General features: G+C 64.0%; 19 protein-coding genes and 2 tRNA genes. 8 read left to right on the top strand and 13 right to left on the bottom strand.

Annotated features, from left to right (window positions below; genetic code table 11):
• Positions 1–4: 4 nt before the first annotated feature.
• The 3 genes from GNX71_RS19510 to GNX71_RS19500 all read right to left on the bottom strand — a co-directional run bounded on the left by GNX71_RS19510 (position 5) and on the right by GNX71_RS19500 (position 1,659).
• Entirely contained in the window at positions 5–988 is a 984-nt protein-coding gene (locus GNX71_RS19510; protein WP_206173841.1) for an AraC family transcriptional regulator, read from the bottom strand.
• 220 nt (positions 989–1,208) lie between these two features.
• Complete coding sequence (locus GNX71_RS19505; protein ID WP_206173840.1) at positions 1,209–1,394, bottom strand: hypothetical protein; 186 nt, start codon at positions 1,392–1,394, stop codon at positions 1,209–1,211.
• Between the two features lie 70 nt (positions 1,395–1,464).
• Positions 1,465–1,659, bottom strand: a complete 195-nt coding sequence (locus tag GNX71_RS19500; protein WP_206173839.1) for a hypothetical protein — start codon at positions 1,657–1,659, stop codon at positions 1,465–1,467.
• Positions 1,660–1,866: 207 nt separating this feature from the next.
• Between GNX71_RS19500 and GNX71_RS33695 the strand changes: the two genes are divergently transcribed.
• Positions 1,867–2,535: an HU family DNA-binding protein gene (locus tag GNX71_RS33695; protein WP_277401726.1), complete on the top strand. Its 669-nt coding sequence runs from the start codon at positions 1,867–1,869 to the stop codon at positions 2,533–2,535.
• A gap of 390 nt (positions 2,536–2,925) precedes the next feature.
• Here the strand turns inward: GNX71_RS33695 and GNX71_RS19490 are convergent, their stop codons facing one another.
• Positions 2,926–3,294, bottom strand: a complete 369-nt coding sequence (locus GNX71_RS19490) for a hypothetical protein (protein ID WP_206173838.1) — start codon at positions 3,292–3,294, stop codon at positions 2,926–2,928.
• A 285-nt stretch (positions 3,295–3,579) separates the two neighbouring features.
• Positions 3,580–4,206: a Crp/Fnr family transcriptional regulator gene (locus tag GNX71_RS19485; protein ID WP_241026985.1), complete on the bottom strand. Its 627-nt coding sequence runs from the start codon at positions 4,204–4,206 to the stop codon at positions 3,580–3,582.
• A 930-nt stretch (positions 4,207–5,136) separates the two neighbouring features.
• Here GNX71_RS19485 and GNX71_RS19480 point away from each other — a divergent pair.
• The 3 genes from GNX71_RS19480 to GNX71_RS19470 all read left to right on the top strand — a co-directional run bounded on the left by GNX71_RS19480 (position 5,137) and on the right by GNX71_RS19470 (position 8,266).
• Positions 5,137–6,507, top strand: a complete 1,371-nt coding sequence (locus GNX71_RS19480; protein WP_241026984.1) for an EAL domain-containing protein — start codon at positions 5,137–5,139, stop codon at positions 6,505–6,507.
• 213 nt (positions 6,508–6,720) lie between these two features.
• Complete coding sequence (locus tag GNX71_RS19475; RefSeq protein ID WP_241026983.1) at positions 6,721–7,416, top strand: Crp/Fnr family transcriptional regulator; 696 nt, start codon at positions 6,721–6,723, stop codon at positions 7,414–7,416.
• Positions 7,417–7,843: 427 nt separating this feature from the next.
• Positions 7,844–8,266, top strand: a complete 423-nt coding sequence (locus GNX71_RS19470; protein ID WP_206173835.1) for a helix-turn-helix transcriptional regulator — start codon at positions 7,844–7,846, stop codon at positions 8,264–8,266.
• 486 nt (positions 8,267–8,752) lie between these two features.
• On the opposite strand, the gene GNX71_RS19465 is transcribed toward GNX71_RS19470, so the two are convergent.
• The 7 genes from GNX71_RS19465 to GNX71_RS19435 all read right to left on the bottom strand — a co-directional run bounded on the left by GNX71_RS19465 (position 8,753) and on the right by GNX71_RS19435 (position 12,783).
• Positions 8,753–9,079 (bottom strand): NIPSNAP family protein, encoded by a 327-nt coding sequence (locus GNX71_RS19465; RefSeq protein ID WP_206173834.1) that lies wholly within the window; start codon positions 9,077–9,079, stop codon positions 8,753–8,755.
• Between the two features lie 254 nt (positions 9,080–9,333).
• A complete protein-coding gene (locus GNX71_RS33565) occupies positions 9,334–9,573 on the bottom strand; it encodes a hypothetical protein (RefSeq protein WP_241026982.1) in 240 nt (79 codons plus the stop codon).
• A gap of 178 nt (positions 9,574–9,751) precedes the next feature.
• Positions 9,752–9,828 (bottom strand) — tRNA-Arg (locus tag GNX71_RS19455).
• A 47-nt stretch (positions 9,829–9,875) separates the two neighbouring features.
• Positions 9,876–9,952 (bottom strand) — tRNA-Pro (locus tag GNX71_RS19450).
• A 47-nt stretch (positions 9,953–9,999) separates the two neighbouring features.
• Complete coding sequence (locus GNX71_RS19445) at positions 10,000–10,704, bottom strand: glutathione binding-like protein (RefSeq protein WP_206173833.1); 705 nt, start codon at positions 10,702–10,704, stop codon at positions 10,000–10,002.
• A gap of 104 nt (positions 10,705–10,808) precedes the next feature.
• A complete protein-coding gene (locus GNX71_RS19440) occupies positions 10,809–11,072 on the bottom strand; it encodes a UBP-type zinc finger domain-containing protein (RefSeq protein WP_206173832.1) in 264 nt (87 codons plus the stop codon).
• Between the two features lie 31 nt (positions 11,073–11,103).
• A complete protein-coding gene (locus tag GNX71_RS19435) occupies positions 11,104–12,783 on the bottom strand; it encodes an FAD-dependent oxidoreductase (protein WP_206173831.1) in 1,680 nt (559 codons plus the stop codon).
• Between the two features lie 146 nt (positions 12,784–12,929).
• Between GNX71_RS19435 and GNX71_RS19430 the strand changes: the two genes are divergently transcribed.
• The 3 genes from GNX71_RS19430 (at position 12,930) to GNX71_RS19420 (ending at position 16,619) form a co-directional block, all read left to right on the top strand.
• Positions 12,930–13,820 carry a GNAT family N-acyltransferase gene (locus GNX71_RS19430; protein ID WP_206173830.1) on the top strand — a complete coding sequence of 297 codons (891 nt, stop codon included), beginning with the start codon at positions 12,930–12,932 and terminating at the stop codon, positions 13,818–13,820.
• Between the two features lie 179 nt (positions 13,821–13,999).
• Complete coding sequence (ppk1, locus tag GNX71_RS19425; protein WP_241026981.1) at positions 14,000–16,138, top strand: polyphosphate kinase 1; 2,139 nt, start codon at positions 14,000–14,002, stop codon at positions 16,136–16,138.
• Positions 16,139–16,157: 19 nt separating this feature from the next.
• Positions 16,158–16,619, top strand: coding sequence for a histidine phosphatase family protein (locus tag GNX71_RS19420; RefSeq protein ID WP_176657664.1), 462 nt, complete (start codon positions 16,158–16,160; stop codon positions 16,617–16,619).
• Between the two features lies 1 nt (position 16,620).
• Here the strand turns inward: GNX71_RS19420 and GNX71_RS19415 are convergent, their stop codons facing one another.
• On the bottom strand, positions 16,621–18,141 hold the full coding sequence (locus GNX71_RS19415) for a Ppx/GppA phosphatase family protein (protein ID WP_206173828.1): 1,521 nt from the start codon (positions 18,139–18,141) through the stop codon (positions 16,621–16,623).
• A gap of 254 nt (positions 18,142–18,395) precedes the next feature.
• On the opposite strand from GNX71_RS19415, the gene pstS reads away from it, so the two are divergent.
• A complete protein-coding gene (gene pstS / locus GNX71_RS19410; RefSeq protein WP_042578301.1) occupies positions 18,396–19,430 on the top strand; it encodes a phosphate ABC transporter substrate-binding protein PstS in 1,035 nt (344 codons plus the stop codon).
• The last annotated feature ends 21 nt before the right edge of the window (positions 19,431–19,451 follow it).

Here is a 19,451-nt window from a genome sequence, read left to right as displayed (position 1 = left end):
CGGCCTACCCGGCGATGCCGTTGCGCGCGGCGGGTGGCTGCAGCGCGTCGAGCCCGGACAGCCGGCGGTAGGCGCCCGGAACCACCGCGTAGGTGCTCATGAAGGTCTTGTGCAGGTGACTCTGGTCGCTGAAGCCCGCCGCATGCGCGGCATAGGTCACGCGCGCGCCGCCGGCGATGAGGTCGCGCGCATATTCGATGCGGTGACCCACCAGCAGCTCGTGCGGCGTGAACCCCCACGCACTCTTGAAGCGGCGGTGCATGTGCACCGGATGCCAACCCACTTCCTGCGCGAGCTCTTCCAGCGTGAGCTGTTCATGAAAGCCGGCGGCAATGAGGCCGTAGAGCCGGTGGACGCGCTCGTCGCCGCGGTCGACGGCCTGCACGGCGCGCGCCGTCTGCATGGCCTGGGCGTAACCGATGCTGCAAAGCCCGGGTTCGGCGGTGACCGGAATCCATTGCTGCAGCCGACTGCGCAGCAAGGCGCGGCCGGCGATGCCCGCCTCCAGGTTGCCGCCATACGCGGCGTCGCGCAGCAGGCGATGGCATTCGCCGAATTCGCGCGCGGCGGACGGCTGAGGGAAGACGGCAAGGGACGCATCGCCTTCGGCGGGCAGGGCCTGCACGGTTTCTTCGCTCGGGTTGATGCAGCACGCGACCGCGAGGCTGCAGTAGAGCGCTTCCTCGCGCCAGGGTGCGGCGCTTGCCTGCACCGAATGCCAGACCTGGGGCGCGATGCGCATCAGCGTGTTCGGGGGCACCACCGTCACACGCGCACCTGTACGCACACGCAGCTCGGTGTCCGAGACCGACAGCATGAAGCCGCCGTGCCGGTGCGGCCGGATCTCGCGCTGGACAAATCGATTGGCGGTGAACTGGAGCGCCGCGAGGTCGGCGTCGCGCCAGTAGCAGGCAAGGTGTTCCATCGTGTATGCGCCGGGGCGTTCGCGTTGCCGCATGGGACCGTCTTCGGGCCCGGCAATTTTCATGGATGGTGCGTGTCGATGCCGCTGGCGCGCGGCTTTCAGTGGCGCAGCAGTCACTACGAGTTTGCGTAGTCTCGTGGCCGCGCTCGCGGGTGTCGCGACCGGAACCTGAGCTCGCGACGAGCAGAGCCCTCCGCCCCTTTTTGCTGCTTTGGGGTTCAGCTTGCTCGGTGAGCAACACCCGATGACCAGCGATGCTCGATTGCAGTCGACTTGCCTCTCCTCACGGATCGGCGCGCGGGCGTCTTGGCGACACGGGCTTGCTCTCCTGGTATCTCTCCCAGAGATAAAGACCGGGCAGAGCCAGAAGGTGCGCAAAGGCCGCGATGAGTCCGGTTGCGAACAGCGCGACAGCGAACAGCGGCATCGCCGCAATCTCCAGAATCGTCCGGATCAACTTCATGTTCATCGTTTCGGACCCCGGGTGTCCTGTGAGACGTAGTTGCGGCGCGTGTGGGCGCAATCGCCGATGGGTGTCATCACCGCTTCGCCAGCGCTTGGCGGCCGAGTTCAGTGATCTGATGCACCCGTGCCTCGGCGTGCCTCGGATCCGAAGAGATCACGACGGCCTCGATGAAACCGACCGTGTGGAGCATTTCCACACAAGTGACGCCCGGCTGCCCGGTGACGGCGAGCGGAAACTTGCGCCCTTGCAGTTCGCGCAGAAAGTCCATCGGCTCAAGCTTCATTGTCGCGCGGCCTTCCGGTGGCGGGCTGCCGCAGCGAAGCTCCCGCGGGCCATCGTCGCCCTCCTGTTTGCCGACGGCGACCGCCGCCAGTCCTCCATGTCAGGCTATTGGCACGCTGGACGCGGCGGCCCCTGACGCGCCCGCCTGCCGTCCCGCCGTCGATCAAACAATCCGCCATGCGTACTCCCTTGAATGCCCGTTCAGTGCACAAGCAATTTCCCCTTTCATGAAGACTGTCGCTATCCGCCAAAAGCGACCCCGGCTGCCCGTACCTGTCCTACGCTGCGCAAGGGCAGGTCGCAAAGGGTATTGCGACGCGCATGGGTGCGCCGCTCTGGCCTTGACGGCGGCGGCCGCTTCTCTCTGGGCCACGAGCGCGGGCGTCGTTCGGTTCGCCGGGGGCCAGGTTCTCTCGGCACTGCGGCTACACTGCCGCCGCTCGCCGCGGGCATCCGCCTGCGGTGGGCACAGGCCCTGAGCCTGACCTCTCGTCATAGGAATAAATCAACAGTGAACCGCATCGAACTCGTCGAAAAAATCGCCACCACCCACACCGTCAGCAAGGCCGAAGCTGCGCGCATCCTCGAGACCGTTACCAGCGCGATCGTCGGCGCCGTGAAAAAGGGCGATCCCGTGCAGATCGTCGGCTTTGGCACTTTCAAGCAGGTCGCGCGTGCGGCGCGCACCGGCTTCAATCCTCAGGCCGGCACCAAGATCAAGATCGCGGCGCAGAAGGTGCCGAAGTTCGTGCCTGGCGCTTCGTTCAAGGCAGCGGTAGACCCGAAGGCAGCCAAGCGCAAGGCTGACAAGGTCGCGGCCGCCAAGCCTGCCGCCAAGAAGGCTGTTGCAAAGAAGAAGTAAGCATCGCGCAGCAATGCGCAAGCGAGCGTGTGGCCCTTCGGGGCCGCTTTGCTTTGCGGGCTCTTTCGCAGCTACCTTCGACGCTGAACAGCCCGAGTCGTAAACACCACGGTAAGCGCCGCCGGCAGCTAGTGGTCGGACGGCGCTGCTGCTTGCGGTGGCAGCCGCGATCTGCTCTGCGATGGTCGTATCAAACGCAGAGCTTAAAAAATAGAGGGCTGCGACTGGCAGCAATTCGCGGTCCCGGAATTTCGGCATGCAACAGCGAAGCTCACGGTAACGGTATCGCCTGCCACCGCTTCGGTATCAAGCCTGAGTGGTGTTCATGCCTAGACCCTTGCCGTTTCCCCCTGGCGCAGTGCGTTCTGTGCAACTCGCGGAGCCAAGCCTCTAGTCTCTCAAGTTCTGAAGGAACACCGCCGCGATCATGGCGGCCGCTCGAGCGTCTTCGACGATGTCCTCCAGGCGCAATCGAGACCCGTTTTCCCGGCGAAGATCGATCGTGTATCGCAGAACGAGATCTCGGTCGGTCCTAAAAGACGGACTGCTTTCCAACAGCCAGTGATTCACTTCCGAGCGAGATGCGAGACGGAACAATGCACTTACCGGGAAGGCCGCGCGATATTTCTCGCCAGTCTGAAAGTGCAGGTTGAACCGGCAGGGGACCGTATCGTCATCCGACGAGCGTGACGACCAAGCGGCTTCATATTCGGTCGATACACCAATTGACCGGCCTTGTCCCGAGCTGCTTATCTGCATGGAAGTGATCTGGATGCGCTTTGATGCAATGAGAACGAAAGGCGTAAGAGCCGACTATAAATTTCGAAAGCAACACCCGGGTCGAGCACTGCGTTGTTTCTTACTGCACTTGTGATGCAGGACACACATCCGAGTGGTCGCCGCGATGTCTCGGAAACTCGACGAATGGGCGAGATGTCGATTCGTTGGATGGCAGTTGCGATCTGACGTCTCACAAATTGCATGGAGACCTGATCCTCTTGCCTTGAACTGCTTCGACGTTGACCCCGTCGTTGACCCCGTATCTCAGGAGTCGTCGGGCAGCGATGAGCGCGGCGTATTTCTGGCGTCCATTCGCAGATATACAGCGTGATCGTCTCTCCACAGCAAACCGCGCAGCTCCAGGCTGCGCATGGTCCTATTGACGATTTCGCGCGAAAGTGCCGCATACGAGGCAATCACTTCCTGCGATATCCGCTTGTCGTAGCCTCCTTTGCGGGCCGGTGCCAAAGAGGTGAGTTCATGAAGAACGCAGGTGATCAGCGGTTCTGACGGCAGTGAAGAGATGCGGTGCAAATGGACGCGCAGGTTTGCGATGCGGTTCATGACGAGTCTGAGAAATTCAAGCGCCACCGAGGGATGTCTTCTGCAAATTGCCCAGATGTCCTCCGCCGGAATGAAATAGACGGAAGCGGGCAAGGCTGCGACGAGGGTGGCTCTTGCATGGAGTGCCGCGTCGCTCATCTCGAGGTTCAGGCAGAAATCTCCTTCGCGAATGAAGTCGGTTGTGACATCGTCATCGACCACCACCCGAAGCAGGCCGGTAGCCACCAGGCATATTTGGCCGCTCCGCTCACCCTTGGCGTACAGAGTCTCGCTGCGCCGATATGTCCTGAGCTCACTGCGACCAACCAGGAATTCGCGCTCGGACAACGGGAGGCGTTTGAGGAGGCTGTGCAAAGACATGGGCGTTAGCAAAAATCAAGATCAACCCGGTCCGCACGGCTCACGGGACTGCAGTGGTTTCCGACGATCAGTTCGAGTGAAAAGGGGATGCGGCATCCGCACGTGGGTTGATAGCCACCGCGCCGCGGGCTTCAGGCGGCGGCGGAGACATCGGCTCGGCCGGCTGCGGCTGCGCCTCGGCGCACCAAGGCGGTGCTGCTCGCCAGCAGGCACGCGGTCGCGAAGACGGTGAGGGCGGATGTAATTGGGTGGCCCCTTGGTGATGGATGTCCAAGACATCTCACGCAACGTGCCAGCGCATGAAGCTTTGAAATCAATGACTTGCACGCGCCGATGGCGCGCCGCTGGATGATCCCAGGACGCTGGATGTCCGGTTTGCGGACACCTGCGCAACTTGAGCAATTGCGTGACCGTCAGGTGCTGCGGCGGCCCATCACACGATGGCATCTCATGCTCATCGCGGCGAGTTGTGAGCTGGGACACATTCATGAATCAAAAGTGAATGCGAAAGCCCACTGATATCCGTAGTATCAATTTGTTATCAGTTGCCTACGGAGTTCGCCGGGTGAAGGTCTTTAGAGCCAGCTTTCGTCGACGACGAAGGCCGCCAGGGCCGCTACAAGAATTTCTCCATGGATCGGCTGCGCTGCCAGTTCGAAGGGCAGCGCCATGGCGCCCTTTTGAGTCGGATCTCGTGCGGACAGAACTCTTCGTCGGCTGTGCATGTGCCTCCCTTTCGCATTCAGGCCGCCAACCGCCGCGCGGGGAGCCAAGGGGACATGTGCGTACGTCCACGTCTGATCAAGCCGCGACCTCCGTTCACCCAATCTGGCGGGCGGAGACCATTAATGAAGCACGCGTTTTCCAGCTCTGAAAAATTCGTCCATCGAGGATCCAATGTCCGCTCTCCCGCAGATCGCCGATATGCCCTTTCCGTCGCGCACGTCGACGGTGCCAACTCAGGCACCAAGGAATTGCTCCTCTCGGAAAGTCTCGCAGCCCCAACCCCGTGCGCCCATCCGGAGAGCCTGCGCCTTCGTTCTTATCGAGAATCTGCCGCAACTCGCTGAAGCCTATGACCTGGATTTCGCGAGGAGCGTGACCCGTGAGATCAGGCAGCGGCTTTGCGCTCGTTTCCTGACATCGGCCAAAGCCGACCTTGCGTGTCTACGCGATGACTGCTTTTTATTGTGGAGCAACGATTTCTTCGCGAAAGACGGTTGCTCCGCTTCGGATCGGTCCGCCAGCGAGCAACTCGAATCGCTGCTCTCGGCGCTTGGAAGCGAGCCCATATCCGCCAGAGGGATCACGGCGTTGGCGCGATTGCATGTGAACTGGATCGATGTGCAAGCGCCGGACCAGATGGGCGATTCGGAGATCGAGCTCACGCTATGGACCGCTCAGCCCTTTCCCGATGCACATGAAAAGCCCACCGATGGGTGGCGACAGAACTATCGTGCCGACATGGACGTGGCCGTACGTCTGAGTGAAGCGCTCCAGGCCGGGCGTCTCACTTTCGCATGGCGACCGGTCGTCAACGCCTACGCTTCGGCATCGATGCTTTACTGGGAAGCACGCCCGGACGCATTGACGTACCCAGGCCAGCAGACATCGCTCACTCCGGAGGTGTTCCTGCCGTGCTTGCAGCGCCTCGGCCTGACTCGCGCGTTCGACAGGCTGGTGGTACGGCAGGTCATCGACGCATTGAGACATCAGCCCCTGATGCAGCTCGGGGTGAGCCTCTTTGCACAAAGCGCGCGAATCGATCACTGGTGGGCGTCCGTCCTGTCGACTTTGAAGTCTTCTCCCGAACTGGCGTCCCGCCTGACAGTGGAGATTTCCGATTCGATGGCGTTCTCGAGTCTGCAGGTGGTCCGAGACTTCTGCGCCAGGCTCCGGGCGCTTGGCTGCCGGATCGCCATCAAGGATTTTGGTGCCGGGCGTGGCAACCTTGCGGCAGCCCAAGCCTGCCGTCCAGACATCATCAAACTGGAGGCATCGTTCCTTCGGCGGGCACGGGAAAGTGAATTCGGCGGCGAGTGTCTTCGCGACATGCTGACGCTCTGCGGCCATCTGGCGGTGTACGTCGTCGCTGACGGCGTCGAGCGCGAAGATGACCTGGGCGTCGCACTCGACGCCGGTGTGCAATGGGTTCAGGGCTATCACCTGCGCGGTACCGAAGAAGCCCCGAGACTTGCATCAACGATGAGTTCAATCCAGCGCAGCCTCGACGTGACCAAGGCGACGTATCGCGCTGAAACGCGATGAGGGGTTGATGCATCCTCTGGTCGCCGCTCGATCGAACCACGTCTCTTCACCTGACGAAGGCCAGTGTTCAAGTGTCTTCATGAACGCCTGGAAACTCGCGGGACGAACGGCGGCTTCGTCATCTGCGATCGCTCGCCCGGGGGGCATGCAGCACTTCAAAAAATGTATCTGCACCCGCTTCTTAGCAGTTTGAGCACGGCAGACCGAACGGCCTTGATCCAGCGCAGTGAGTTTCGGTCTTACCGGCGCAACGACCTGGTGATCGAGTCCGACGAATGGACGGATCGCATGTACTGCGTCACCGGCGGGTTGCTGCGGGTCGTGGCACGCGGCAATGTCGGCAACGCTGACGTCACGACCGACTTCATCCGACGTGGCGACATTTTTCACGGACCTTTGCTCAGCGAAGATCGCTATCAAGCCGCGTCCACGCTCATCGCCGCTCTGCCTTCGTCGGTGTACCTTGTCCCGGTCGCAGCGGTGCGCGAGCTTTGCGCGAAGCACCCCGAAATGGCGCTGGGCCTGGTCGATCTCACGCTACGGCGCACGGGCCTGCTGCGCAGGCAACTGCGACGCATCTCTTCGCTGTCCGCGGAGGCGCTGGTGGGCCGTGTGCTTCATGAGTTGACGCAGCTTGCACCTGTCGGGTCAGGCGGGTACGACAAGCGCATCACGCAGGCGGTGATCGCCTCCTATTCCGGGCTCTCACGTGAAGTGGTCAATAAAACCATGCGCGATATGGAAAGTCGCGGCCTCGTCCGGCGGGACGGGGAGGGCATTCATGTGCCTCCAGATTTTGGCTCGACAGACGTTGGCAACTTGCTGCCCGCGGAGAAAAAGCTGTCAAAAGAAGACTACCGACAGCGGGCGCCACCGCCTCTCCCGGATTCTTTTGAATCGGACAACTGACATGCCTCTTCCATGCGGCGAGGGCTTCATGCGTGGTTGCGTATCCCAATGAATCGATCTCCGATGAATAGTGATGCGGGTCACTTCCGATGCGCAATAGTCCGCGTGAGCGCGAACAGACGAAAGCAAAATATTCAGCTGGAGATTGCGCGTGCGCTGTCCTTCGGTAAATCCGGTAGCGGATCAACTCATTCCATCCTGACCGACTCGAGCAATCAACGGTTCTTCATGATCCAGCTGTTCTTTCGTTGCCAGTGCCATGCCAGAAGGCTGTCACGCATACATCGAAGGATGTGGATGCGTCTGCTGCCCGGAATGCGCTTGTATCTCTGCGCCAATTGCCGGAGACAACAACTTCTTTCCAGGCGTTTCGTCGATCGCGCACGTGCGACCCGGGATGGCGCCAGCGCGTCTCGAGGGGGTTGATATGGTGGGCGCCTCGGAAGCCGATGCGATGGCACTGGGCGGCGGCTTCTCGGAACGCTTGGGCCAGCTCGTCGCATCCAAAGGGCGCGGATGCAAAGCTGAATTGGCACGTCATTGCGGCGTCACCCGACCTGCGATTACGCACTGGCTTTCGGGTCGGAACAAGGGCGTCGAATCGACTTGCCTGTTTGCCATCGCGGATTACTTCGACGTCGATCCCCGCTGGCTGGCCGTGGGCACCGGGTCCGAATGGCCCATTCCTCCGATGGAGCGGAAAGCACATCCTCCTATCGGTGAGGTGCTGTCCAAGATCGAGGAAGTAGCTTCTCGGGGCAGACAGATAACACATGAGGAACGGGTCGGAATCTATATGTGGTTGACCGGTGAACGCTGCTGTTGTGCTTCATCTTCGAAATCCGTTTGATCCTCTGTTTGAGAGCATGGCTTGGTCATATAGACAGCCGCACCAGGAAGACAAATACAGGTCATGGTCTGATCTTCGTGGGCAGGCTCTGGAGCGAAGCGGCGCTTCTTGCTCTGGCCTGCAACTACGAGATCGGGATGCAGCATCGCCGCCCGCCAAGCCTGCAAGCGTAGGCGGGCCGTCGTGGCTGCGCCAGGCGGGTTGCTGATGTTTTGCACCTTTGACACGACGTGGGCCCTCATCGGCTATGGCCGAACGCCGCTCGCGCAGCAGGCCCAGCGTGAATGGCTCCACAAGTCGACCTACGGAATTTCGCGCGTGCTAGATGGCTGCTTCAGACCGAAAGCCGCCGATCGTGCTCCGATCTCTCGGTGACCGGTGTCCCGGTAAGCGGTCGTTGACTGGCTGTCTCTCTCAGCACGACCAAGACGGGCGGGGCTACCGGATTGGCGGCGACGCCAACCATCCCGTCCGCCGTGGAAGAGACTATTTCGCAGGCGAGAAAGAGGTTGGCGCCAAGAACGAGTTGTCCATCTTCGCAACGATCGGTCCGGCTGCCTCGCTCGCCTTTCTGACCTCGACCCATTCGGGATCGACGACAAACTTGCCCCACTTGGCCTCACGATCGGCCAAGCTCTCCCAGACAAGCATGTAGGTCAACGCGTTGCTGTCAGGTCCGACTGCAGTCGTCCAATATCCGAGTTGACCAATTCCCAGCCGGTTCCAGATGCCCACGGTGTGATCGCGAAATCTGGCAAGAACGTCGGGTAGCCGGCCAGGCATTGCGGTATAGACGCGTAGTTCGTAGATCATCGACATCAGTCCTGAAAAAAATGTTGCGAGTTGACGGGATGGTGGGCGTGACTGCCACGCTCACATTGTGCTGCCAGGGTGCTGATGTCGGAGAGCGGCCTCGACCGCAACCAGCCAGCCACGCCCTGCAAGCGCCAGAAAGCGCGCGAGCGCGGCCAGGTCTCGAAGGGCGGGTGATCAAGCGTGGCAAGCGCATTGCGTTCCTCGAAGCTGCGCTCTACAACCCGGAGGGCGAGTTGGCGGCCGAGGCATCCTCAACCGGAATGCTGGCAAGCCTCTAGTGCGTTGACGCCGACGGCGAGTTGCCTGGGACGGATCGGGCCTGCATGGGCTTCGCTCGCTCGTAGAAGACCCGTCGACAGCGGCGCAACGGAATGCCAGTACTTGCCCGCTGCCTTGACCCGAGGATGCATGCCGCCGCCATCGGCGTAGCGCTCGCCGATCTCAGTGCTTTTGTGCTTTACATGCCTCACGAATGTGTCGGTCGGTGGCATGGTGATCCCCGTGCTGTCGGTACCTGGCTTTCGGCCACGTGCGGGTACCTGTGGAAGTACCGACAAATTACGAAGATTCGATGCTGCGGCCCGACATCGCGAGAGGCAAAGAAAAACCCGCCACCCCTGTGAGAAGTGCGAGTTCTGAGGCAGCGTGAAGCTGCATGAAATAAGGGATTGGCCTGCCCGGAGGGGATCGAACCCCCGACAACCTGCTTAGAAGGCAGGTGCTCTATCCAACTGAGCTACGGGCAGATTCCGGGCCGGACAGAAGCAAAAACGAAAACACTGAAAAGAAAACTTGGTCGGGGCGAAAGGATTCGAACCTTCGACCCTCTGGTCCCAAACCAGATGCGCTACCAGGCTGCGCTACACCCCGACAAGCCTTCTATTCTAGCCCGGATATTGACCGGGTCTCGGGCTTTCTCAGCGTTTCTCGTATTGAGTCTTGCCGAAAAGAACCTGGCGCTCCTTGTCGCCGGTGAGCGGCTGGCGCAGATCGGCCAGCACTTTCACGCCGCGCTGCACGGCCGGGCGCGCGGCGATGCCGTCGAACCAGGCCTTCAGGTGCGGGAAGTCGGTGAGGGTGATGCCCTGGTTTTCCCAGCTGCGCAGCCACGGGAAGATGGCGATGTCGGCAATCGAATAGCTCTTGCCGGCGATGAACTTGTTCTTCGACAACTGCTTGTCGATCACGCCGTAGATGCGCTTGGCTTCATTGGTGTAGCGGTCGATCGCATAGGCGATCTTCTCGGGCGCGTACAAGCGAAAGTGATGCGCCTGGCCGAGCATCGGGCCGACGCCGCCCATCTGGAACATGAGCCACTGCAGCACGTCGTAGCGTTCGCGGTCGCCGGTGGGCAGGAACTTGCCGGTCTTGCCCGCGAGGTAGACGAGGATCGCGCCCGATTCGAACAGCGAGATCGGCTTGCCGTCCGGACCGTCGGGGTCGGTGATGGCGGGGATCTTGTTGTTGGGGCTGATCTGCAGGAACTCGGGTGCGAACTGGTCGCCCTTGCCGATGTTCACCGGGTGCGCGTGGTAGGGCAGGCCGCACTCCTCCAGCATGACGTGAACCTTGTGGCCGTTGGGCGTGGGCCAGGAATAGACCTCGATGGGCGATGCGGGCATGTCTCGGGCTCCGGGAGAAGGAGGTGTGTGATGGGAGGGAGGCAGCATATACGTGCCCATCCAAACCCGTGCCGGCGCGGGAATTCGTCCTGCGGCAGTCTCTTTCAGCCCACCTGCAGCTGGTGCGTGTTGCACCACATCCAGTCTTCGCCGGGTTCCAGGGACTTGATGACCGGATGCCCCTCGGCCCGTGAATGCCGCGTGGCATGACGGTTCTTCGACGAGTCGCAGCAGCCCACATGGCCGCAGTGCACGCACAGGCGCAAGTGGACCCAGGTGTCGCCGGTCTTCAGGCAGTCCTCGCAGCCACGCTGCGTGTGAGGTTGCGCGATGGAAGAGGGCACGTGGTCGCAGGCTTTGATGGGCACCGAAGAACTCCTTGATATCCGATTGAGTGGGTCAGGCGACAGCCGTCGTCTGCGAGAGATGTTGATGGATCAGCGCCACCGCAGCCGCGCCTTCGCCGATCGCACCGCCCACGCGCTTGACCGAGCCTGAGCGCACATCGCCCACGGCGAACACGCCCGGCACGCTCGATTCGAGCGCCGTGGCCGGGCGCGCAGGAAAACCGCTGCTCGCCGGCGCGCCGGTCAGCACGAAGCCGTGCTTGTCGACCGCGACGCCGCAGCCTTCGAGCCACGAGGTCTCGGGCTCGGCGCCGACGAACAGGAAGATGTTGCGCGCCGGGCAGTCGTGCTCGTTGCCGCTCGTATGACAGCGCCATGTCGCGCCCGTGAGGCCTTCGTCGGAGCCGCCGTGCAGGCGCACGAGTTCGGTGTGGGGCTGCAGCTCGATGTTGGGCGTGGCCTCGATGCGGTCGATGAGATAGCGCGACATGCTGGCCGCCAGCGAGGGTCCGCGCACCAGCACATTCACCTTGGCCGCATGCCGCGACAGGAACACCGCGGCCTGGCCCGCCGAGTTGCCGCCGCCGACCAGCGCCACTTCCTGCTGCGCGCAGATCTTCGCTTCGATGGCCGAGGCCCAGTACCAGATGCCGCGGCCTTCGAATTCGGCGAGACGCGGAACGTTGGGGCGGCGGTAGCGCGCACCGCTCGCGATGACCACCGTGCGGGCGTGGATCGTGCGGCCGTCGGCCAGCGCGATGGCGAGGGCGTCGCGCTCGTTGTTGCGGGAGCAGTCCAGCGAGGTCACCTTCGCCGGAATCAGCATCTCGACACCGAACTTCTGCGCCTGCACGAAGGCCCGGCCGGCCAGCGCCTGCCCCGAGATGCCGGTCGGAAAGCCCAGGTAGTTCTCGATGCGCGCGCTGGCGCCGGCCTGGCCGCCGAAGGCGCGGCAGTCGAGCACGATCACGCGCAGGCCCTCGGAGGCGGCGTACACCGCGGTGGCAAGGCCCGCGGGCCCCGCGCCGACCACGGCCACGTCGAACAGCTCGTTGTGCTCGACGGTGTCGACCATGCCGAGGCAGCGAGCCAGCGCGTCGTCGGAGGGGTTCACCAGCACCGAACCATCGGGGCACACGGCCAGCAGCTGGCAGGTGCCATATTGTTCGAGCAGCGCGGCGGCATCGGGGTCTTCGGCGGCATCGACCAGGTGATAGGGATAGCCGTTACGGCGCAGGAAGTTTTCCAGCCGCGCCATGTCGGCCGACTGCGGCTTGCCGATCAGCACCGGCCCGCTCGCGCCGGATTCGATCAGCGCCACGCGCCGCAGGATGAGTGCGCGGGTGATGCGTTCGCCCAGATCGGCTTCGGCGACCAGCAGTGCGCGCAACTGCTGGGGCGATACGAGCAGCGCCTCCACGTCTTCGTCCGCGTGACCGTCGACGAGGGCAGGGCGGCCGCTCAGCTGGCCGACTTCGGCCAGGAATTCGCCCGGGCCCTGCCGCACGATCGGCACCACGCGCCCGAGCCCGTCGCGCTGTGTGACAGCCACCACGCCCTTGAGCAGCACGAACATGCCTGGGCCGGTTTCGCCGGCGGTAAAGAGGCGCTCGCCGCGCGCGAATTGCTGCACGCTGCCGAAGCGCGCGATGCGCGCAATCTCGGTGTCACTGAGGACGGGAAAGGTCTGGTGAAAGCGGCTGCTGTCGGTGCCGGCTGCTGCGGTGGCCATGTGTGTCCAAGCTCCATGTCGCGAATCCACCGCATTAGACGACGAAGTAAGCCAGACGGGCTGTAACACCGTCATACGCATGCAATCTTCCTGACACGCCGGCTTCATCGCAGGTGCGGAGACTCCCTCGGCAGAAAGGGTTCCCCATGAAAGAACTGCCCAACCCGACGTTTCCGCTCTCGCAGCTCGGGCTGCGCGCGGCCTTGTGGCCTGCGCCCACGGTCGTCGCTGTCGCCGGTGCTTCCACCGCGGCCCGCGTGTCAGTGCCGCAGGCACCCGCCGTCATTCTTCCCCCGCCCGTCGAAGCCAAGCAAGGCGTCACGGTCGGCTGGGCCCGTCACCTGGACGACGTGCGCGCCGCGCAGCGCCTGCGCTACGACGTGTTCGTCGGCGAAATGGGCGCCCGCGTCTCCTCGCCGCTGGCCGGCCACGACATCGACCTGTTCGACGACTTCTGCGAGCACCTGCTGGTGCGCGACGAGCTCACCAACCAGGTCATCGGCACCTACCGCGTGCTGACACCGGCCCAGGCGCGCCGCGTCGGCAGCACCTACAGCGACACCGAGTTCGACCTGACCCGCCTGCGCGACCTGCGCGAGCGCATGGTCGAACTGGGCCGCAGCTGCGTGCATCCCGAGCACCGCCAGGGCGGGGTGATCCTTGCGCTGTGGGGTGCGCTGGCCGGTTTCATGCACCGCAACAAGCTGGACACCATGATCGGCTGCGCGAGCATCCCGATGTCGCACAACGGTGTGACGAATGGTGACGCGGCCGCCAGCATCTGGCGCCAGGTTTCGGCCAGCCACATGGCGCCGATCCAATACCAGGTGCAGCCGCGCCTGCCGCTGCCGGTCGAGCGGCTGGACAGCACGCTCGACGTGGAACCCCCGGCGCTCATCAAGGGTTACCTGCGCCTGGGCGCCAAGGTGCTGGGCGCACCGGCCTGGGATCCGGACTTCAACGCCGCCGACCTGCCGATGCTGATGCGCATCGACGACCTGCCGGCGCGCTACCGCAAGCACTTTCTCGGCGCATGAAACCGGCGGCCGTCCGTCCTGACGACGGGCCGCCCGCCCTCCCTCCGGGCATGATGGAGCCGCACAGGGCAGGAGACGCTGCGTCACGCGAGCGTCATTCAACTGTCACAAATGACATCGACACTGTCATATTTCCGCCTACGTCTGCTCCCGTGCCGCTTGCTCCAGAATCAGTGTCCATGTCACCAGCCCCCGCAGACCGGTCGCTCGCCGTCGCGGCACCCACGTTCACCCTGCTCGACCGGGATCACAGCATCCTGTCGTTCAACGAGCGCGTGCTCGACTGGGCCCACCGGCCCGAGGTCCCGCTGATCGAGCGTCTTCGCTACCTTTGCATCGTGTCTTCCAACCTCGACGAGTTCTTCGAGGTCCGCGCCGCGCCGCACCTGATTGCCGGCAGCGCCGGTGACCAGAAGGGCACCTACACCGTCGACTCGTTCGAGCAACTGGCCGAGGCGGCGCACAAGCTGGTGGCACGCCAGTACGCGCTGTACAACGACGAGCTGATGCCGACCTTCGCGACGCACGGCATCCACATCATTTCGCATGGCGAGCGCAACCCGGCGCAGCGCAAATGGGTGAGCGAGTATTTCGAGCGCGAGGTGCGCCCGCTGCTGATTCCCGTCGGGCTGGACCCGGCGCATCCGTTCCCGCAGGTGGCCAACAAGTCGCTCAACTTCATCGTGCGGCTCGGCGGCAAGGACGCCTTCGGGCGCGAGAACCCGATCCAGATCGTCAAGCTGCCGCGCGTGCTGCCGCGGTTGATCCGCATGCCGGCCAAGGTGTCGGACGGCAAGACGCTGTTCGTGGCGCTGTCGAGCGTGGTGCGCGCGCACCTGTCGAGCATGTTCCCGGGCCGCGAAGTGGGCGACTTCTCGCAGTTCCGCGTCACGCGGCACTCCGATCTCGCGGTGGACGAAGAAGACGTCAAGAACCTGCGCACCGCGCTGCGCCAGGGCCTGCAGCACCGCCACTACGGACAGGCTGTGCGGCTGGAGGTATCGGCCAGTTGCGCCGAATCGCTCGCGAGCTTCCTGCTGGCACAGTTCAATCTGCCGCCCGAATCGCTGTACCGGGTGCACGGTCCGGTGAACTTGGCCCGCCTCACGCAGCTGATCGACCTGATCGACGAGCCGCAGCTGCGCTTTCCGCCGTATTCGGCGTCGTATCCCGTCACGCTGTCACCCGCCCAGTCGTTCTTCGAGCGACTGCAGCGTGGTGACGTGCTGATCCACCAGCCCTTCGAGAGTTTCGACGGCGTGCTCGCCTTCCTGCGCGAAGCGGTGCTCGATCCGCAGGTGCTGGCCATCAAGCAGACCATCTACCGCACCGGCGCCGATTCGGAGTTGATGGACCTGCTGCGCGAAGCTGTGCGCCGAGGCAAGGAAGTCACCGTGGTGGTAGAGCTCAAGGCGCGCTTCGACGAAGAGGCCAACATCAACTGGGCCGAGATGCTCGAGTCGATCGGCGCGCAGGTGGTGTATGGCGTGGTGGGTCTCAAGACCCACGCCAAGATGCTGCTGGTGACGCGCCGCGAGGGCAAGCAGCTGCGCCGCTACGGCCATCTTTCCACCGGCAACTACAACCCGCGTACCGCACGCCTGTACACCGACATCAGCCACCTCACGGCCGATCCGCTGCTGACGGCCGACATGGAGGCAGTGTTCGTCCACCTGGCGAGCCAGAGCCGCCTGCCCAAGCTCAACCGCATGTGGCTCGCGCCCTTCGACCTGCACAAGAACCTGGTCGCGCAGATCGACGCGCTGGGCCTTGCCGCATCGAATGGCGAGCCGACGCGCATCGTCGCCAAGATGAACGCGCTGACCGACGACGCACTCATCGCCGCGCTGATCCTCGCGGGGCAGAAGGGCGTGAAGATCGATCTCATCGTGCGCGGCGCCTGCACGCTGCCGGCGCAGGTGCCGGGCCTCACCGACAACATCCGCGTGCGCTCGGTGATCGGGCGCTTCCTTGAGCATTCGCGGGTCTTCTATTTCCGCAACGGCGAGGACGAGTCGCTCTACCTCTCAAGCGCCGACTGGATGAACCGCAACATGATGCGGCGCATCGAGCTCGCCTGGCCCGTGACCGACCCGGGCCTGCGCCAGCGCCTCATCGACGAGTGCCTGGTGGCGTACCTGCACGACGGCCGCGACGCCTGGGACCTGGGGGGCGACGGCATCTACACGCGGGTCGATCGCGACACCCATCCGGGCGAAGAAGGCGCGTCGCGCGCCGTCGAGGCTCACGGTGCCCAGACCGCGCTCATGAACCGCTACGCATCGCGAGGGCATCATGGCGATGCATCCAGCAACTGAAGACCGAAAGACGATGACCATGGACTTGATCTTCTGGCGTCATGCCGAAGCCGAGGACTGGACCGAGGGTTGCGACGACATGCAGCGCTCGCTCACCGCACGCGGCGAAAAGCAGGCCAAGCGCATGGCCAGCTGGCTCGATCGGCAACTGCCCGACGGCACCCGCATCATCTGCAGCCCCGCACGGCGCTGCGAACAGACCGCCCTCGCGCTGGGCCGCAAGTACAAGCTGCGCAACGAACTGGCGCCCGACACCACGGCCGATGCGCTGCTGGGCGCGGCCGGCTGGCCCAACGGCAAGTCGGTGGTGCTAATGATCGGCCACCAGCCCTCGGTGGGGCAGGCCATTTCGCTCTTGCTGGGCCTGAAGCAGGACAGTTGCCCGGTGCGCAAGGGCGCGCTGTGGTGGATCCGCACCCGCGAGCGCGACGGCGACGTGCAGACCGTCGTGGTGACGGTGCAGTCGCCAGAACTTCTTTAAGTCAAGCGCCGGTCAGTTCGACGCGCCAGTTGCTGGTCTTCTGCCAGGCCAGCACTTCCTCGCGCAGGAGGTGCGCCGACTGCGGATAGGCATCGGCCCAATCGGGTGCGCACACGATGGTGAACGCCCGCGCGCCCAGTGCCGCGAGGTGCAGCGCCTGCGGATCGGGGTCACGGCGCGCATGGCAGAGGATCACCGCCAGCCGCAGCGCCAGCAACTGCATCACGAAGGTCTCGTCGTCGAGCGCGGCTTCGAGCTTGCGCAGCTTGCCGCGCTGTCCCAGCACCAGTTGGCCGAGCGCGTGCAGTTCGTTCACCGCGAAGCCGGGCGCGTCGGTGTTGTCGAGGATGTAGGCGCCGTGCTTGTGATAGTCGCTGTGCGACACCAGCGCGCCGATCTCGTGCAGTTGCGCGGCCCAGCCGAGCTTGCGCAGCGCGCGGCCCGCGCGGTTGGATGTGCTGCCGCCGCGTGCGGCAGGGGCCAGTTGCACGAAGAGCCCGGCGGCGGCTTCGCCCACCCGCTTGGCCTGCGCCGCATCGACCGCGAAGCGCGTGGCGAGCCGGGCCACCGTGGCGGTGCGCATGTCGGCGACGCTGTCGTCGCGCTCCAGAAGTTCGTAAAGCACGCCATGGCGCAGCGCGCCCTGGGCGACCTTCATTTCTTCGATGCCGAGCAGGTCGAACACCGCACGCAGCACGCTCACGCCGCCGCCGATCACGGCCTTGCGGTCTTCGCGCATGCCGTCCATGCGCAGCTTGTCGGCGCTGCCGGCCTTGAGCAGGCGGTCGAGCAGCCAGTCGAGGCCCTCGCGGGTGACGAGGCCGGGCTCCGCGCCGGCCGCCGCCAGCACGTCGCCGACCGCGCCGATGGTGCCGGAAGCCCCGTAAGCCACGTCCCACTGATCGCGGATGTAGCTGCCGAGCGCGTCGTCCAGCACCGCCTTGGCGGCCACTTCGGCGGCGCGGAAGGCGGCGGGCGTGAACTGGCCTTCTGCGAAATGCTTCATCGACCACGCGACGCTGCCGACGCGGTAGGACTCCACCAGTTCGGCTTCGAGCGCGCGGCCGATGATCATTTCGGTGGAGCGCCCGCCGATATCCACCACCAGACGGCGTTCGCGGTCGGAGGCGTCGGTGTGCGGGAGCATGTGCGCCACGCCCTGATAGATAAGGCGGGCTTCCTCCCGGCCCGGGATCACGTCGATGCCGAAGCCCAGGATGGTGCGTGCGCGCAGCAGGAATTCTTCGCGGTTGCGCGCCTCGCGCAGCGTTTGCGTCGCTACGGCGCGCACCTGCGAGCGCTTGAAGCCGGCCAGGCGTTCGCCGAAACGCGCCAGCGCGTCCCAGCCGCGCTGCATAGCTTCGGTGGTGAGATTGCGGGCGCTGTCCAGGCCATTGCCCTGGCGCACCGTTTCCTTCAGGTACTCGGTGCGATGGATCTGGCCGTGGTCGACCTGTCCGATTTCGAGCCTGAAGCTGTTGGAACCGAGATCGACTGCCGCGAGGCGGGTGCCGTTTTGCATGTAGTTGTAGTGAAGAGGGCGGTGTTGTCTTTGATCGTAGCGCCGTGACAGGCGCGCCGCCTCCCGAATCGCTCAGCGGCGAGGTTGGGAGGCTAGGCGCGGTGCATGACGATTGTGTGACAGCGTCACACGTCCGAAGGGAGAAGGAAAGGCATTTTCCCTCGACAGCGGGGTGTCATATTGATGTCACACAAGCTTTCTAGAGTCCGTTCCAAGCCCGAAAGGGACTACTTCTTACTTCTAAAGGAAGCTTCATGAAAACGACGTTCAAATTTGCAACCGCCGGTCTCGTGGCCGCGCTGTTCTCCATTCCCGCCCTTGCCCAAGACGTGACCGGCGCCGGCGCCAGCTTCCCGGCACCGCTGTATGCCAAGTGGGCTTCGGACTTCAACAAGGCCACCGGCGTCAAGATCAACTACCAGTCCGTCGGTTCGGGCGCTGGCCTGAAGCAGATCGAAGCCAAGACCGTCGATTTCGGCGCTTCGGACGCTCCCCTGAAGGACGACGAGCTCCAGGCCAAGGGCCTGATGCAGTTCCCCACCGTCATCGGCGGCGTGATCCCCGTGGTCAACATCACCGGCATCAAGCCGGGCGAGCTGAAGCTCAACGGCCAGGTCCTGGGCGACATCTACCTGGGCAAGATCACCAAGTGGAACGACCCCGCCATCAAGGCGCTGAACGGTTCGCTGGCCCTGCCTGACGCCGCCATCGCCCCGGTTCGCCGCGCCGACGGTTCGGGCACCAGCTTCCTGTTCACCAACTACCTGAGCAAGGTCAACGCCGAGTGGAAGACCAAGGTCGGCGAAGGCACGGCCGTGAACTGGCCCACCGGCGCGGGCGGCAAGGGCAACGAAGGCGTCGCAGCCTTCGTGAACCGCCTGCCCAACTCGATCGGCTACGTCGAGTACGCCTACGTCAAGCAGAACAAGATGACCTATGCCCAGCTGCAGAACGCTGCCGGCAACTTCGTCTCGCCCGACGACAGCGCCTTCAAGGCCGCTGCCGCAGCCGCCGACTGGAACAAGAGCTTCTACCAGGTGCTGACCAACCAGGCCGACAAGGGCGCATGGCCCATCACCGGCGCCACCTTCATCCTGATGCACAAGGTGCAGGACAAGCCCGCCAACGCGACCACCGTGCTCAAGTTCTTCGACTGGGCCTACAAGGGTGGCGACAAGACCGCTGACGACCTCGACTACGTGCCGATGCCCGACGCCGTCAAGGCCACCATCGCCAAGGCATGGGGTGACGTGAAGGACGCATCGGGCAAGCCCGTCGCGTTCAAGTAAGCAACCCACTCACCAGTCCAG

Source organism: Variovorax sp. RKNM96 (assembly GCF_017161115.1).
Taxonomy (GTDB): domain Bacteria; phylum Pseudomonadota; class Gammaproteobacteria; order Burkholderiales; family Burkholderiaceae_C; genus Variovorax.
The sequence above is the reverse complement of the archived record's forward strand: the minus strand, read 5'-3'. Positions and strand labels throughout refer to the sequence as shown.

Bases quoted from the DNA above. Each gene is read 5' to 3' on its own strand.
- GNX71_RS19465 (WP_206173834.1), bottom strand. From the start codon at position 9,079: ATGATCTACGAACTACGCGTCTATACCGCAATGCCTGGCCGGCTACCC.
- GNX71_RS33565 (WP_241026982.1), bottom strand. From the start codon at position 9,573: ATGCCACCGACCGACACATTCGTGAGGCATGTAAAGCACAAAAGCACT.
- GNX71_RS19505 (WP_206173840.1), bottom strand. From the start codon at position 1,394: ATGAACATGAAGTTGATCCGGACGATTCTGGAGATTGCGGCGATGCCG.
- GNX71_RS19480 (WP_241026984.1), top strand. From the start codon at position 5,137: ATGTCCGCTCTCCCGCAGATCGCCGATATGCCCTTTCCGTCGCGCACG.
- ppk1 (WP_241026981.1), top strand. From the start codon at position 14,000: ATGTCACCAGCCCCCGCAGACCGGTCGCTCGCCGTCGCGGCACCCACG.
- GNX71_RS19420 (WP_176657664.1), top strand. From the start codon at position 16,158: ATGGACTTGATCTTCTGGCGTCATGCCGAAGCCGAGGACTGGACCGAG.
- GNX71_RS19500 (WP_206173839.1), bottom strand. From the start codon at position 1,659: ATGGACTTTCTGCGCGAACTGCAAGGGCGCAAGTTTCCGCTCGCCGTC.
- GNX71_RS19415 (WP_206173828.1), bottom strand. From the start codon at position 18,141: ATGCAAAACGGCACCCGCCTCGCGGCAGTCGATCTCGGTTCCAACAGC.
- GNX71_RS19445 (WP_206173833.1), bottom strand. From the start codon at position 10,704: ATGCCCGCATCGCCCATCGAGGTCTATTCCTGGCCCACGCCCAACGGC.
- GNX71_RS33695 (WP_277401726.1), top strand. From the start codon at position 1,867: ATGCCCGTTCAGTGCACAAGCAATTTCCCCTTTCATGAAGACTGTCGC.
- GNX71_RS19490 (WP_206173838.1), bottom strand. From the start codon at position 3,294: ATGCAGATAAGCAGCTCGGGACAAGGCCGGTCAATTGGTGTATCGACC.
- GNX71_RS19510 (WP_206173841.1), bottom strand. From the start codon at position 988: ATGAAAATTGCCGGGCCCGAAGACGGTCCCATGCGGCAACGCGAACGC.
- GNX71_RS19430 (WP_206173830.1), top strand. From the start codon at position 12,930: ATGAAAGAACTGCCCAACCCGACGTTTCCGCTCTCGCAGCTCGGGCTG.
- pstS (WP_042578301.1), top strand. From the start codon at position 18,396: ATGAAAACGACGTTCAAATTTGCAACCGCCGGTCTCGTGGCCGCGCTG.
- GNX71_RS19470 (WP_206173835.1), top strand. From the start codon at position 7,844: ATGGTGGGCGCCTCGGAAGCCGATGCGATGGCACTGGGCGGCGGCTTC.
- GNX71_RS19435 (WP_206173831.1), bottom strand. From the start codon at position 12,783: ATGGCCACCGCAGCAGCCGGCACCGACAGCAGCCGCTTTCACCAGACC.